This window comes from Cricetibacter osteomyelitidis (genome assembly GCF_004340985.1).
In the GTDB taxonomy this organism is placed as follows: Bacteria; Pseudomonadota; Gammaproteobacteria; order Enterobacterales; family Pasteurellaceae; genus Cricetibacter; species Cricetibacter osteomyelitidis.
The window spans coordinates 137,123-152,319 of record NZ_SLYB01000003.1 but is presented as its reverse complement, the minus strand read 5'-3'; the positions used below and the strand labels follow the sequence as shown (position 1 = coordinate 152,319).

The following is a 15,197-nucleotide window of genomic DNA, read 5'->3' as shown; positions in this document are numbered from 1 at the left end:
CGCACTTTAAGGGATTATTATTTCCATTCGGGAAACAGCATTTTAATCACATTTTGCGTGACGCGGCGGGATTTGCCGGAATAAGGGAAAATATGCATCATCATCATCGGGTTGAAATTGGCTTCAATGACACCCCAGGATTTCAAGTTTGGCTGTGCCGGTTGTTTGAGATCGGGGATAATCAGATCCACACCACATACCGCTGCTCCCATGGCTTTGGTAATATCGACTGCCAGCTGTTTATAGCTTGGGTGCATTTCGTCGGTCATATCTATGGAATCGCCGCCGGTGCTGATGTTGGAATTGGCACGCAGTTGCACAAGCTGATCTTTTGTCGGAATGCTGTCCACGGTTAAACCTTGTTCTTTCAGCTGTAACCGTTCGATTTCGCCTAAAGCGATTTTTTTCAACGGTGTGCGGCTACCGTCGCCGCGTAACGGGTGATCATTTTTCATTGCCACCAATTCTGCGACTGTATGCCTGCCGTCGCCGATGACATTAGCCGGAACCCGCAACAGCACCGCCAACGTTTCATCGCCCAGCACAAAGAAACGGTATTCCGTACCTGTTAAATAATCTTCTACCATCACTTCTTTGTCTTCACGGAAGGCGATTTCAATGGCTTTAGCGAAGTCATTTTTATCCTGTACGCCTTGTTGGAAAATGGTGATGCCTAAACCGAAGTTGGTGGATTTCGGTTTAATCACCACAGCACGACCTTCAAAAAGCGGATAATTTGCCACTGCACTTTCCGGCGAACGAAATTCCATGCTTTGCGGCACGTTGAATCCGGCTTTTGCCAGCACTTTTTTAGTAACCACTTTATTTTCCATAATCAACGGGGAAATATAGCTGTCGTGGCCGGTCATATTGCCGTTTTTCACATATTCAATGTGATCGCCGAATTGCAAACAAAGAAACTGATCTTGTTCATCCAAAATCTCGATTTTGATGCCTTTCTGAATGAGATCGAACATCAAAGCCTGAGTGGAAAGCTCCATATTATCAAAGGCGGACAATGCATAGAAACGTTCATAGGCTTGCTTTTTATATTGCTGAGCCAATGTCGCGCCGAGTTTTTGATAGTCGCCTGCTTGTTGAATGGCTTGCAGCACGCGAGCACCTAAGGTTTTATTGGGATCGGCAAATTGGCTGAGTTTATCTTGTGCCACCGCGATAGATTCTGCATCGGCATTAATTTCCTGAGCCATTGTAATAAGTTGCGTTAATAACCATTCACCTTCCGCACGAAACTGGGTTTCGCTGTTCGGGGCTTCAAAGGCGACTTTTTCCAGCATTTCTTTGCCTAATTCCACCGCACTTTGGTCGGCAGTCTCATCCAACCACACCATTAACAAGGCAAATAAATGAATAAATTTCGCGTCGGCTAAATTTATTCCGTAAGGTTCCAGCGGGTTGAGATCAAATAAGCGGAATTCTAAGTATTGAATACCGGTGTCCAATAATTCACGGGCTTTTTTTGCACCGCGGAAACGCACGTTGGAATAAAATTCTTTCTCGGCGATCAGTTTGCCGTTATTCACCCAATGTTCTAAGGTGTCGGCATAGCGTTCTAAACTGTCGAAAGACACTTTGATTTCAGGTTCATTCACATAACCGTAACGACTGGAACGCAAACTGCGGACAAATTGACCTTCTTTCAGCGGCGAACCGTCTTTAAAATAATTATCCTGTACCGTCGGCGTGGCGGCTAATAAATAGACTAAAACCCATTGGTAACGCAGGAAGTTTTTCGCCATTTTGAGATATAAATTATTCTGAAAATCCACCGCACTTTTGTATTCTGTTTGGGCGTTGAATAAGGTTTGAATTAAATCCTGTGATAGTTGGAAGTTGTAGTGAATACCGCTCACCATCTGTTTATTTTTACCGTAAGTACCCACTAAATGCTCGCGATAGGCCACATCTGCCGGATTATCGAGCTGTGCCACTTGGATTAAATCCGCATTCGGTAAACCGGCGGGCATGCTCATGGGAAAAATATATTCATCTTCCGGCATTGAACGGATGGTGACTTCATGAATGGCGGATAACCAACGAAATGTATCTTCCAGTTTTTGCTGTGGCGGTGTAATCAGCTCTAACTGACTTTCGGCGAAATCCGTTTGAATATAAGGGTGATAAGAGCGATTGCCGAATGGCTTAGGGTGCGGCGTTGTAACAATCGAACCGTCTGCGTGTACACGTTGACTTTCCTTTTCAATGCCGAATGTACCTTGTTGGAATAATAAACCGAGTTGGTTTTGTTTAATTGTGTCTTGAATCTTCATTGGCGGTGCTTCCATTTTTTTGGTTACAATGATCAATTCTATTCATTATGATGATTATCCGCATAAAAGCAAATAGTTAATTTTTATGGTTTATGGGATTTGGATATAAACAGGATAAATGGGAAAAGTGCGGTCATTTTACGCCCTTTTTTGGAGCGGTCAAAATAGCTAGCCCGCCGAATAAAATAGGGTACCGATTTCAATTTTTTCTCGTCCGTTTGCTTCCCGCCAACGGTTTGTATCACGCAATGAATACACGCAACCGCAGTATTCTTGTTGATAGAATCCTTCCCGTTTGCTGATTTCGATCATGCGTTGGGAACCGCCGCCTTTACGCCAGTTGTAGTCCCAATAGATCACATCATCATATTTTTCTGCCGCACGGTGGCCACAACCGTTAATTTGGTTCATATCTTTCCAGCGGGAAATACCCAAACAGCTGGTAAACACCGGAAAACCGTGTTCATGTGCATATTCGGCGGCTTTTTCAAGCCGCATATCAAAACACATGGTGCAGCGGATGCCACGTTCCGGTTCGTTTTCCATGCCTTTGGCACGATCAAACCAATTCTGGCGGTCGTAGTCCGCATCAATAAAAGGGATACCCCATTTTTCGGCAAAACGGATATTTTCCTCTTTACGAATCAAATATTCTTTTAGCGGGTGAATATTCGGATTATAAAAATAAATGGTAAATTCAATGCCCGATGCGTGAATCGCTTCCATCACCTCGCCGGAACAAGGAGCACAGCAGGAATGTAGCAATAATTTGTGGTGTCCGTTCGGCAGTTCTAATTTCGGGCGTACAAAAGGTGCATTAGGATCTTTTTTTACTTTTTGTTTGCGATTTTGTGCTCGCGTGTGTTGTTGAATGTTAATTTGTTCAGTCATATTAATGTTTACGTTAGGACATCTTAATAATTGCGATCAACGGATAAATAAGCCAATGAAATCAACGCTTGTTTATATTGGCTTTCCGGTAGGATAGCGATAGCATCGACCGCTTTTTGTGCTTCTTCTTTGGCTCGCTGCATGGCGTAATCTAATGAACCGTGTTGTTGCATAATTGCCAGCACTTCATCGAGTTTATCACGTTGTCCGGCATGTTCGATAACCGAGCGAATAAGTGCGGCCTGTTCCGGTGAACCTTTTTGCATGGCATGTAATAAGGGTAAGGTCGGTTTACCTTCTTCCAAATCATCGCCCACATTTTTACCTAATGCCGCCGCACTGGCACTGTAATCTAATACATCATCGACAAGTTGAAATGCGGTACCGAGATAACGCCCGTAATCCTGCAATCCCTTTTCTATTTTTTCATCGGCTCCCGCAAGAATTGCGATAGCTTGAGTTGCCACTTCAAATAAGCGGGCGGTTTTGCTGTAAATGACTTTCATGTAATTGGCTTCGGTAGTATTCGGCTCATTGACATTCATCAACTGTTGCACTTCACCTTCCGCGATTACATTAATCGCATCGGACATAATTTGTAAAATCCGCATTGAACCTAAGGCAGTCATCATCTGGAATGAGCGGGTATAAATGAAATCTCCTACCAGCACGCTTGCCGCATTGCCGAATTCCGCATTGGCGGTAGCGCGGCCGCGGCGCATATCGGATTCATCCACGACATCATCATGTAATAATGTCGCTGTGTGGATCATTTCAATAAAACTGCCGCAAGTGATATATTTCGCTTTTTCTTGATAATTCAACGCATGTGCCGTCAGCACCGCAAGCATCGGGCGAATGCGTTTGCCGCCGCTTTGCACGATGTAATAGCCAAGCTGATTAATCAATACCACATCGGAATTCATTTGTTGTAAAATTTCTGCATTCACTGCCTGCATATCATTTTCAGCAAGGGCGTGAATGGCGTTGATATCCATTAAGTTACTCATCATCGCTATAATATTGTTTTAGTGTTATAAACAAAAGTGCGGTTGATTGTAACTGATTTTTCCGTTTTTCTAAAAGGAAACCGCGTAAAAATCTAAAATTTTTTGTTTTCTTGTATTTTATTGTAAAAATGCACTTGCACTCTTTACGATTTTTGCGTAGAATTTGCGACCTATTTATATGAATTTGATGTGCCTAATAATTTACAGGCACAAATTTAAGCGGAGTATTTATGTACGCAGTTTTCCAAAGTGGCGGCAAACAACACCGAGTAAGTGAAGGTCAGGTTGTTCGTTTAGAAAAACTTGAAGTTTCTACTGGTGAAACAGTTGAATTTGATTCAGTGTTAATGGTCGTTAATGGTGAAGATGTTAAAATTGGTGCACCGGTTGTTGCCGGTAGCAAAGTAGTGGCTGAAGTGGTTTCTCACGGTCGTGGCGATAAAATTAAAATCGTTAAATTCCGTCGTCGTAAACACAGTCGTAAACAACAAGGTCATCGTCAGTGGTTCACAGAAGTGAAAATCACTGGGATTCAAGCATAATTCAGAGGAGTAACTAAAGATGGCAACTAAAAAAGCGGGTGGTTCAACTCGTAACGGTCGTGATTCTGAAGCTAAACGCCTTGGTGTTAAACGTTTCGGTGGTGAATCTGTTTTAGCAGGTAGCATTATTGTTCGTCAACGTGGTACTAAGTTCCACGCAGGTACAAATGTTGGTATGGGTCGTGATTATACTTTATTTGCAACCGCAGACGGTAAAGTGAAATTTGAAGTAAAAGGCGAAAAAAGCCGTAAATACGTAAGTATTGTTGCTGAATAATTTCAATATAATCATTTTTAAATGCCCTACGTGATGTAGGGCATTTTCGTTTTCCGGTAATAAATAACGATGAAACAACAAGCTGTACTGGGTTTTACCTTTAGTTTAATCGCTGCATTTATGTGGAGTACATTGCCGCTTTTTGTGCAGCAGGTGGTAAAAGTGATGGATATTCAAACTTCCGTTTGGTATCGTTTTGCCTTTTCCGCACTAGGATTGCTTTTTTTATTAGCTATTAGTCGTAATTTTCCTCGCTTGAAGCCGATTAATGGGAAAAATACGTTATTACTTCTCTTAGCGATAGCCGGATTATCCATTAACTTTTTTTTATATAATTTAGCATTAAAATATATTCCTCCGACGACGAGTCAGGTATTAAGCCCGCTATCTTCTTTTATTATGCTGTTTACCGGTGTCCTTTTATTTAAAGAGAAAATAGCATTACATCAGAAAATGGGGTTAATCATTTTAACCTTAGGGTTAGTATTATTCTTTAATGAGCGATTTGACGATTTTTTACAATTGAATTTATATTTCAAAGGGGTTTTAATTACTATTGCTTCCAGTTTTATCTGGGTTATTTACGCAATCGCACAAAAACTTTTATTAGGTCAGTTAAATTCACAACAAATTCTGTTAATCATTTATATTGGTTGTAGTGTGGTATTTTTACCTTCTGCCGATATATCGCAGATTCAAGGCTTAAATCGTTTTCAATTAGTTTGTTTGATTTTTTCCGGCGTTAATACCATTATGGCATACGGGTGCTATGCGGAAGCATTGAAACGTTGGGATGTGGCAAAAGTCAGTACAATTCTGACACAGATTCCGGTATTTACACTGATATTTTCTCATTTAGCCACCGCACTTTTTCCTTATTATTTTGCTAACGTAGCGTTAAATTGGGTGAGTTATTTGGGCGCTATCGTTGTGGTTTTAGGCGCAATGGTATCTTCTATCGGACATAAATTGATTAAGATGAAATAAGGACAATAAATGAAACAGCAACCTTTACTCGGATTTTGTTTGGCAATGATCACAACCATGGCTTGGGGCTCATTGCCTATCGCACTCAAACAAGTGTTGGCGGTGATGAATGCCCAAACGATTGTTTTTTATCGTTTTGTGGTCGCCTCTTTAGCCCTGTTGCTGTTGTTGGGTTTTAGCAAAAAATTGCCGTCTTTGAGAAGTATCGTATTTAATTACCGTTGGTTGGTCATTTTTGGTGTGCTTGGTTTGGCGGGGAACTTCTTTTTGTTTAATTCCTCGTTAAATTATATCGAGCCTTCGGTTGCACAAATATTTATTCATCTTTCTTCATTTTTAATGTTGATTTGCGGTGTCGTTGTATTTAAAGAAAAATTAGGATTGCATCAAAAGATAGGATTGTTAATTTTAATTATTGGTTTGATCTTGTTTTTTAATGATAAATTGAGTTTCTTTTTAAGTTTGAATCAATATTTTATCGGCGTAGTATTAAGCGTGACGGCAGCGTTGGTTTGGGTGGCTTACGGCATGGCACAAAAGTTGATGTTACGTAGTTTCACTTCCCAACAAATTTTATTAATGATATATACGGGGTGTGCGTTGGTTTTTATGCCGTTTGCACAATTTGCTCAAGTGCAGACAGCAAACGGTTTTGTTCTCGCTTGTTTTATTTATTGCTGTTTAAATACGTTAATCGGCTATGGCGCTTATGCCGAAGCCCTGAACCGTTGGGATGTGTCGAAAGTCAGTGTGGTGATTACGCTTGTACCCTTGTTTACTATTTTATTTTCCCACATTGCCCATGCGTTTTCACCGGAGCATTTTGCCAATCCGGCACTAAATACTATTAGTTATATCGGAGCATTTATTGTAGTATTAGGGGCAATGTTGTCTGCGGTAGGGCACAAATTATTTAAATCCCATTAATTAGACTGCAAAAGTGCGGTCGTTTTTTTAAAATTTTTACAGGTAATAATAATGAAATTTATTGATGAAGCATTAATTCGTGTTGAGGCAGGCGACGGCGGTAACGGTTGCGTAAGTTTCCGCCGTGAGAAATTTATTCCGAAAGGCGGGCCGGACGGCGGTGACGGCGGCGATGGCGGTGATGTGTATTTAATTGCGGACGAAAACTTAAATACGCTGATTGACTATCGTTTTGAAAAACGTTTTGCCGCTCAACGTGGTGAAAATGGTCGCAGTTCCGATTGTACCGGTCGTCGCGGTAAAGATATTACTTTACGTGTGCCGGTCGGAACTCGTGCTATTGATAATGATACAAAAGAAGTTTTGGGCGATCTTACCAAGCACGGTGCCAAAATGCTGGTGGCAAAAGGCGGTTATCACGGTTTGGGTAACACACGTTTTAAATCATCCGTCAACCGAGCACCCCGTCAAAAAACCATGGGAACACCGGGCGAAAAACGTGATTTGCAACTAGAGTTAATGCTGTTAGCTGATGTAGGTATGTTAGGCCTGCCAAATGCCGGTAAATCTACTTTTATCCGGGCGGTATCCGCAGCCAAACCGAAAGTGGCGGACTATCCGTTTACGACTCTAGTACCGAGTTTGGGCGTGGCTCGTGTGGATAATAATCGCAGCTTTGTGGTTGCTGATATTCCGGGTTTGATCGAAGGAGCCGCTGAAGGTGCCGGTTTAGGTATCCGATTCTTAAAACACTTGGAACGTTGCCGCGTGTTGATTCATTTAGTGGACATTGCCCCCATTGATGAAACGGATCCCACAGACAATATCGCCATTATCGAAAGCGAATTATTCCAATATAGCGAAGCCCTTGCAGATAAACCGCGTTGGTTGGTGTTTAATAAAATCGACACCATGTCTGATGAGGAAGCAGCGGCTTTAGCCAAAGAGATCACTGAACGCTTAGGTTGGGATGAAGATTATTATTTGATCTCTGCCGCTACCGGTAAAAACGTGCCGGCATTGACCCGTGATATTATGGATTTCATCGAAGCGAATCCGCGTGAAAGTGAAGATGAAAACAAAGAGACCGAAGAAGTGAAATTCAAGTGGGAAGACTATCATCAATCACAAATCGCCGAACACCAATTTGATGAAGACGATGAAGATTGGGACGATGATTGGGATGAAGAAGACGAAGAAGGCGTGGAAATTATTTATCAAAAATAATTAAGTGTTGAAACAGAAAAATGAGAAAGTGCGGTGCATTTTCTCGTTTTTTCTAGAGATTTCAAAGTGTAAAATAGCAAAAAGCCGTAAACTGCATTTAGTTTACGACTTCTTTGAATTTAATGGCGGAGGAAGTGAGATTCGAACTCACGGAGGGCGTAAACCCTCGCCGGTTTTCAAGACCGGTGCCTTCAACCACTCGACCATTCCTCCGTTGAAAACGGAGCTTAATATAATATAGCGGGGAGATGAAGTAAACAAAATATTCATGATTTATTTTTGAGTGCTTATAATTTATTCAAATGATTGTTAAAGGAATGTTATTTTTAGAAAATCGATGATTTGCCATTGACTTTTTTATAGCTAAACCTTACTTTATCAATATTCGTTCTTATTCTTTATTTACACAAAAACTGAAAGGAGTTTTTATGCAATCTCGTTTAGTGACAAATGCTAGAGAAGGTTCTACTTCGTTACTTAGCACTCATAAAGTGCTGCGTAACACCTACTTTTTATTGGCATTGACTTTAGCGTTTTCCGCAGTAGTGGCTTATGTAGCAATGGCGATGAATTTGCCGCGTCCGGGCATTATTGTGACTTTAGTGGGTTTTTATGGTTTATTATTCTTAACCAATGCCACGGCAAATAGCGGTTTAGGCATTCTTTCTGCTTTTGCGTTTACCGGTTTCTTAGGCTATACCATCGGACCGATTTTAAATCTGTATATCGGTGCCGGTTTAGGTGATGCCGTTATGCTGGCATTAGCGGGCACGGCGTTAGTATTCTTTGCCTGTTCTGCTTATGTATTGACCACTAAGAAAGATATGTCCTTCTTATCCGGCACGATGTTCGCGTTATTTATTGTGTTATTGCTCGGTATGGTGGCAACGATTTTCTTACAGATTCCTGCATTATACGTAGGTATCAGTGCTTTATTTGTGGTGTTCTCTACCTTGGGTATTTTATATCAGACCAGTGCGATCATTCACGGTGGCGAAACCAACTATATCCGTGCAACTATCAGCATTTTCGTGTCATTGTATAACTTGTTTATCAGCTTATTGAATTTGTTATCCATTTTACGTGGTAATGATTAATCATCGGATAAAATATTAAATTAATCATATTTGATTAATCAAGGAAGTGCGGTTAAATTTTCAAAAATTTGACCGCACTTTTGTATTGTAAGTATTCAGGAATAAATATGTTAGAAATCAATCAAAAACAAATTGAAACGGATCCTGCCGGTTATTTAATGGATTACAACCAATGGGATCAAGACGTAGCACAGGCTATTGCAGCAAAAGAAGGCATTGAGTTGACCGAATTGCATTGGGAAGTGATTCATTTTGTACGTGAATTTTATCAAGAATATAACACCTCGCCCGCCATCAGAATGTTAGTGAAAGCCATGGCGGAAAAATTCGGTCCGGAAAAAGGTAATAGCCGATATTTACAACGTTTATTTCCCGACGGTCCTGCGAAACAGGCCACTAAATTGGCCGGGTTGCCGAAACCGGTAAAATGTTTATAAATACGCTGAATTCGATTTTATATGGAATTTAGCTAAAAAAATTTGTCTTAACTACATGTATTGATTAATATTATATCGGTACAGAAGCAATAATAAATAAGCATAATCATACGTAATTGTAATAAGGATAATGAGATGTCAAATGTTTTATTAGTTGATGATGATGTGGAGTTAACCGAATTACTTTCCGAACTGCTCGGTTTGGAAAGTTTCAATGTGGATATTGCCTATAATGGTATGGAAGCGTTACAAAAACTTGAACAAAAATCTTATGATATTGTATTGCTTGATGTGATGATGCCGGTACTTAACGGTATTGATACACTTAAGAAATTGCGTCAAAAATACGATATACCGGTGTTAATGTTGACGGCTCGAGGCAATGATATTGACCGCGTATTAGGATTGGAATTAGGCGCTGACGATTACTTACCGAAACCATTCAATGATAGAGAATTAATTGCACGTATAAAAGCCATCTTACGTCGTTTTAATGTGAAATCCTCACTGAGACCCGAATTAAATTCAAATAAAGAAGATAACCGTAAAGAAATTTTGTTTGACGGATTGCTTTTGCACAAAGGTCATCAACAAGTAATGTATAACGGAGAGTCTTTAGATTTCACCGGCACTGAATATGCGTTGCTGGAAATTCTTATTCGCAATCCCGGAACGATTTTATCTCGTGAAATGTTAAGTTTAGAGGTGCTGGGAAAACGCTTAACGCCATTTGATCGGGCGATTGATATGCATATGTCCAACATTCGCAGAAAATTACCGCAGCGGGCAAATGGTTTGCCTTGGTTTAAAACTTTGCGGGGCAAAGGGTATTTATTGGTTACAAATGAATAATTGCACGAAATAACAAGGCTATAAAATAGTCTTGTTATTGATTTTATTGGGCTTAATTTATGTTACGTAATTTTTTTCGACTGCTTTATACGCTGTCAACTCAGATCTTTGCGATGTATTGGGTGAGTTTTGCGTTAATGTCGGTAGCCGTATTACTAATCACTCGATTAAATATTTCAAATTATCATCCGCTTAATGAAATAGAACGCCAGTCTTTTCAGCGTGAAATATCGCAATTAATTCGTGATCATCGTTTAGGCAGTCTGCTTTATGAAGATGGAAATGCCTGTGATAAAAGCTCTTTAATTACCCTTATGTCGGGCACTCGGTCGGTGGTGTTAAATAGTCGTAATGAAACGGTTTGTGCATTAGCCGCCGATGAACAACTCGTGCATGAATTTATTGCTCATGCTTCGAGTGAATTTGAAGAACCGCTCAAAAAAATGATATCTGATGTTGAAGTTGTCGGCCCATTCAAAATTTTTTTTAATACGGACATTAATTCCCAAGTAGTTTATCAACTGTATCTTTTAAATCCGATCAATGTACAAGAAGCTATCTTTAATTATATTGAACAAAACACTGCGTGGGTGTTATTTTTAGTTATGTTGGTATCCAGCCCGATTTTGTTTTGGCTTGCTCGCTCTATTGCTAAACCGGCTCGCGATCTGCAAATTGCGGCTAACGCGGTGTCATTAGGTAACTTTCAGACCAATAAAAAATTGGAAAACCAAGGTGCATTGGAAATGCGATTGATGGGAAGCAGCTTTAATCGTATGATCAATGCGATTAATGAATTGGTGAGTTCGCAACAGAATTTATTGTCTTCAATTTCCCATGAACTTCGTACACCACTTACGCGTTTACAGCTCGCCTTATCGATTTTACGCCGACGGGTCGGTGAAAGCAAAGAGCTTCAACGAATCGAAACGGAAATAGAACGTTTGGATAAAATGATTAATGATTTATTGCTTCTTTCCCGTCAGCAGTTAAACAATCATTTATCGCGGGATATATTCAATATAAACGAAGTTTGGGACGAAATTTTTGATGATGCCAAATTTGAAGCGGAACAACGAGATATTAAATTTGATGTACTGTATAGTATTTCTCGACCGGAACAATTTCAATTTAACGGTAATTTGAAATTGTTATCCAGTGCAGTGGAAAATATTGTGCGAAATGCATTGAAATATACACAACATTATGTGTTGGTCGAAGTGAAGTTAAATAATGATGATGTGATAATTTCTGTGGATGATAATGGGTTGGGCGTGCCGCTGGATAAATATAAAGAAATTTTCAAACCTTTTTATCGTGTTGATGAAATGCGAACCCGTTCTACCGGCGGTGCCGGTTTAGGTTTGGCTATTGTGGCGAATATTGTTAATCAGCATCACGGAGATGTGTGGGCGGAACAAAGCCTGTTGGGCGGCTTGCGTGTCGTGATAAAATTACCGTTATGGCATCCGTAATTCGTATAATTTCTTTACAAATTCTAAAATCCTCTTAAAATGTGCGGTCATATTTTGAAAAGTTTTCCTTGTGAAAGCGACTGACCTGTAATCAGACTAAGAGACTATTATGACCACATCAACTTTTAAACCGGAGTTACTATCGCCTGCCGGTTCCCTTAAAAATATGCGTTACGCCTTTGCTTATGGAGCGGATGCCGTTTATGCCGGCCAACCGCGTTACAGTTTACGTGTACGTAATAATGAATTTAATCACGCCAATCTTAAAATTGCGATTGATGAAGCACACAGCTTAGGGAAAAAACTCTATGTGGTGGTGAATATTGCTCCGCATAATTCCAAATTAAAAACCTTTATTAAAGATTTAGAGCCCGTTGTGGCAATGAATCCCGATGCCTTGATTATGTCTGATCCGGGCTTAATTATGCTGGTACGCGAACATTTTCCCGATGTGGCTATCCATTTGTCGGTTCAAGCGAATGCAGTGAACTGGGCAACGGTAAAATTCTGGAAACAAATGGGTTTAACCCGTGTGATTTTATCCCGTGAGCTTTCTATTGATGAAATCGCCGAAATCCGTAAACAAGTGCCGGATATAGAACTCGAAATTTTCGTGCACGGTGCGTTATGTATGGCTTATTCCGGCCGCTGTTTGCTTTCCGGCTACATCAATAAACGGGATCCGAACCAAGGCACTTGTACCAATGCTTGTCGTTGGGAATACAAAGTAAAAGAAGGCAAAGAAGATGAAGTGGGTAATATCGTGGGGGAAACCATTCCGGTGAAAAATGTCGCTCCCACTTTAGGCGAAGGCGAAACAACGGATAAAGTGTTTTTACTCACTGAACCACAACGTCCGGACGAACAAATATCTGCTTTTGAAGATGAACACGGCACTTATATTATGAATTCTAAAGACTTGCGTGCGGTTCAACATGTGGAAAAATTGACACAAATCGGCGTGCATTCCTTAAAAATTGAAGGCCGCACTAAATCTTTCTATTATTGTGCCCGAACCGCTCAAGTGTATCGCAAAGCTATTGATGATGCAGCGGCAGGCAAGCCGTTTGACAAAAGCCTGATGGATACCTTGGAATCCCTTGCGCATCGCGGTTATACGGAAGGTTTTTTACGCCGTCATACTCATGATGAATATCAAAATTATGATTACGGCTATTCCATTTCCGAACGTCAGCAATTTGTCGGCGAATTTACCGGTAAACGCAACGAACAAGGGATGGCGGAAGTTGCAGTGAAAAATAAATTCCTATTAGGCGATGAAGTGGAAATGATGACCCCGAAAGGGAACATTGTGTTTAAAATCGAAAAAATGCTAAACCGCAAAAATCAAGAAGTGGATGCTGCAAAAGGTGACGGACACTTCGTATTCCTTGATATTCCGCAAGATATGGAATTGGAATATGCTTTATTGATGCGTAATTTAGTGGATGCAAATACACGTAATCCTCATGCAACGAAATAAATTTACAAAATAATTAAAAAAATGTAAAAAAAATGTTGCAAGTAAGATCTGAGAATGTATAATGAGCACGCATACCCTAAAAAGTATGACTCCAAATACAAATATGCTTTGCCCTTCAATATTCTGAAGGGCTTCTTTTTTTGTCTGAAATTCAAACATTTGATTAGCAATTTATAGACTTAGGGATAAACTTCCGCTAAAATAACCAAGTTTTTGATATCTCATTTCAAATCTAACCGCCCCCATAGCTCAGTCGGTTAGAGCAGTCGACTCATAATCGATTGGTCACAGGTTCAAGTCCTGTTGGGGGCACCAATTCACCTTTTTTCCTCATATTTTCCCATACGTTTTAATAAATCTAATCTCTTTAACTCTTGATTTTACTGTATTCTGTTTTGTTTTCTCTTACGTCTTAATAAAATTTGATACGTTGACAGCCACAGATTTTAGTTATATGGAATAAAAATATAAAAAAATCGTATAACTAAAAACATCATAACTTTACGATTTAACGCTCTAAAAAGGCTATTTTATGTCACGAACAACTAAACCTTTAAAAATACCGAAGTAGAAAAATCTAAACCAAAAGCGAAAGATTACATATTTTTGGACAGTCAGGAGCTTTATTTGCTGATAAAAGTCAATGGCGGTAAATTTTGGCGTTTCAACTATCTTCAACCGATTACTAAGAAGCTTATATTACTAGGCTTAGGCAAGTATCCGAAATCTCTTTAGCTCAAATACGCATGATTAGAACCAATTTTAGTCGCGATATTTTCTATTATGAGACTTATACTACAATAAATTTGAACTGATTTAAATTTCGTTAAAAAATGTGATTTATATCACAAATATTAACATTTGTTTTTATGGGGAAAATACCTGCTTTAAGTAGCAACTACTTGTTTTTTAATAATAATTTTTTAAAATTGAAAATTTTTTGTTAAGATTTAACAAAAAATAACACTTTACAACATTTATTATCAGTATATGATGAGGTTACATCATAAACAGGAGATGATTTTATGAAAATCGTATTGATTCACGCAGTACAAGCGGCAATGCAACCTATTATTAACGCATTTAAGCAATATTGGTTTAAAGCGGAAATTTTGAATGTGTTAGATGAAGGTTTGTCCAGCGAAAGAGCAAAATCACAAAATTTAACACCAAAATTGAAAAAACGGATTGCCGATTTAACGGAATATGCCATTTCTCTTAATGCTGATGCAATATTATTTACCTGTTCTGCTTTCGGAGAAGCTATTGATGAGGTCGCAAAAAATAGCCCTATTCCTGTACTAAAACCGAATGAAGGAATGTTTCGATTAGCTTTGCAGCAAGGTAAACGTATTGGAATGATTGCCTCTTTCCAACCGGCTGTGGCCGGAATGGAGCAGGAATTTGATGAATTAGCCAAAGCACTTAACCCGGCTGCAACTATTCGCACAGTTTGTGTCAGTGAGGCAAAAGCGGCTTTAAATAAAGGCGATATTGAAACCCATAATCGCTTAATGGCAGAAGCAGTTAAGCAATTTAATGATGAAGACATTATTCTGCTTGCTCACTTTTCCTCTTCAACTGCATTACCTGAGGCTTCGGCACTTTGTAGTAAGCCGATCTTAACCAGCCCAAAAAGTGCGGTGGATTTATTGAAAGAAATTTTAATCAAAGCAAATTAATCAACTACTCAAGGAGTTT

15 protein-coding genes and 2 tRNA genes are annotated in these 15,197 nt (G+C 39.6%); 13 read left to right on the top strand and 4 right to left on the bottom strand.

Translation table 11 applies throughout. The features are described 5' to 3' along the window. Positions 1-17 precede the first annotated feature (17 nt). From gshAB to ispB, 3 genes are all read right to left on the bottom strand, one after another. A complete protein-coding gene (gshAB, locus tag EDC44_RS02625; protein ID WP_131975092.1) occupies positions 18-2,291 on the bottom strand; it encodes a bifunctional glutamate--cysteine ligase GshA/glutathione synthetase GshB in 2,274 nt (757 codons plus the stop codon). Between the two features lie 168 nt (positions 2,292-2,459). After that, positions 2,460-3,182: an epoxyqueuosine reductase QueH gene (locus EDC44_RS02620; protein WP_131975090.1), complete on the bottom strand. Its 723-nt coding sequence runs from the start codon at positions 3,180-3,182 to the stop codon at positions 2,460-2,462. A 23-nt stretch (positions 3,183-3,205) separates the two neighbouring features. After that, the gene (gene ispB / locus EDC44_RS02615) at positions 3,206-4,180 is read right to left on the bottom strand and encodes an octaprenyl diphosphate synthase (RefSeq protein ID WP_131975088.1); all 975 of its coding nucleotides are present in this window, start codon (positions 4,178-4,180) and stop codon (positions 3,206-3,208) included. A 242-nt stretch (positions 4,181-4,422) separates the two neighbouring features. On the opposite strand from ispB, the gene rplU reads away from it, so the two are divergent. From rplU to cgtA, 5 genes are all read left to right on the top strand, one after another. Next, positions 4,423-4,734: a 50S ribosomal protein L21 gene (rplU, locus tag EDC44_RS02610; protein ID WP_131975086.1), complete on the top strand. Its 312-nt coding sequence runs from the start codon at positions 4,423-4,425 to the stop codon at positions 4,732-4,734. A 19-nt stretch (positions 4,735-4,753) separates the two neighbouring features. Continuing rightward, on the top strand, positions 4,754-5,011 hold the full coding sequence (gene rpmA / locus EDC44_RS02605; RefSeq protein ID WP_131975084.1) for a 50S ribosomal protein L27: 258 nt from the start codon (positions 4,754-4,756) through the stop codon (positions 5,009-5,011). Between the two features lie 69 nt (positions 5,012-5,080). Further along, entirely contained in the window at positions 5,081-5,998 is a 918-nt protein-coding gene (locus tag EDC44_RS02600) for a DMT family transporter (RefSeq protein WP_131975082.1), read from the top strand. Positions 5,999-6,007: 9 nt separating this feature from the next. Continuing rightward, positions 6,008-6,925, top strand: coding sequence for a DMT family transporter (locus tag EDC44_RS02595; RefSeq protein WP_131975080.1), 918 nt, complete (start codon positions 6,008-6,010; stop codon positions 6,923-6,925). A gap of 51 nt (positions 6,926-6,976) precedes the next feature. Beyond that, the gene (cgtA, locus tag EDC44_RS02590) at positions 6,977-8,152 is read left to right on the top strand and encodes an Obg family GTPase CgtA (protein WP_131975078.1); all 1,176 of its coding nucleotides are present in this window, start codon (positions 6,977-6,979) and stop codon (positions 8,150-8,152) included. A gap of 123 nt (positions 8,153-8,275) precedes the next feature. On the opposite strand, the gene EDC44_RS02585 is transcribed toward cgtA, so the two are convergent. Next, positions 8,276-8,365 (bottom strand) — tRNA-Ser (locus EDC44_RS02585). A 215-nt stretch (positions 8,366-8,580) separates the two neighbouring features. Between EDC44_RS02585 and EDC44_RS02580 the strand changes: the two genes are divergently transcribed. The 8 genes from EDC44_RS02580 to EDC44_RS02550 all read left to right on the top strand — a co-directional run bounded on the left by EDC44_RS02580 (position 8,581) and on the right by EDC44_RS02550 (position 15,178). Beyond that, the gene (locus EDC44_RS02580; protein ID WP_131975076.1) at positions 8,581-9,249 is read left to right on the top strand and encodes a Bax inhibitor-1 family protein; all 669 of its coding nucleotides are present in this window, start codon (positions 8,581-8,583) and stop codon (positions 9,247-9,249) included. Positions 9,250-9,356: 107 nt separating this feature from the next. Continuing rightward, positions 9,357-9,686 carry a TusE/DsrC/DsvC family sulfur relay protein gene (locus tag EDC44_RS02575; protein ID WP_131975074.1) on the top strand — a complete coding sequence of 110 codons (330 nt, stop codon included), beginning with the start codon at positions 9,357-9,359 and terminating at the stop codon, positions 9,684-9,686. Between the two features lie 135 nt (positions 9,687-9,821). Further along, a complete protein-coding gene (locus tag EDC44_RS02570) occupies positions 9,822-10,538 on the top strand; it encodes a response regulator (RefSeq protein ID WP_131975072.1) in 717 nt (238 codons plus the stop codon). A 59-nt stretch (positions 10,539-10,597) separates the two neighbouring features. Then, positions 10,598-12,013 carry an envelope stress sensor histidine kinase CpxA gene (gene cpxA, locus EDC44_RS02565; protein WP_131975070.1) on the top strand — a complete coding sequence of 472 codons (1,416 nt, stop codon included), beginning with the start codon at positions 10,598-10,600 and terminating at the stop codon, positions 12,011-12,013. A 109-nt stretch (positions 12,014-12,122) separates the two neighbouring features. Beyond that, complete coding sequence (gene trhP, locus EDC44_RS02560; RefSeq protein WP_131975068.1) at positions 12,123-13,496, top strand: prephenate-dependent tRNA uridine(34) hydroxylase TrhP; 1,374 nt, start codon at positions 12,123-12,125, stop codon at positions 13,494-13,496. Between the two features lie 238 nt (positions 13,497-13,734). After that, positions 13,735-13,811 (top strand) — tRNA-Ile (locus tag EDC44_RS02555). A 291-nt stretch (positions 13,812-14,102) separates the two neighbouring features. Then, positions 14,103-14,231 carry a hypothetical protein gene (locus EDC44_RS13365; RefSeq protein ID WP_341538948.1) on the top strand — a complete coding sequence of 43 codons (129 nt, stop codon included), beginning with the start codon at positions 14,103-14,105 and terminating at the stop codon, positions 14,229-14,231. 290 nt (positions 14,232-14,521) lie between these two features. Continuing rightward, positions 14,522-15,178, top strand: coding sequence for an aspartate/glutamate racemase family protein (locus EDC44_RS02550; protein WP_131975066.1), 657 nt, complete (start codon positions 14,522-14,524; stop codon positions 15,176-15,178). Positions 15,179-15,197 lie beyond the last annotated feature (19 nt).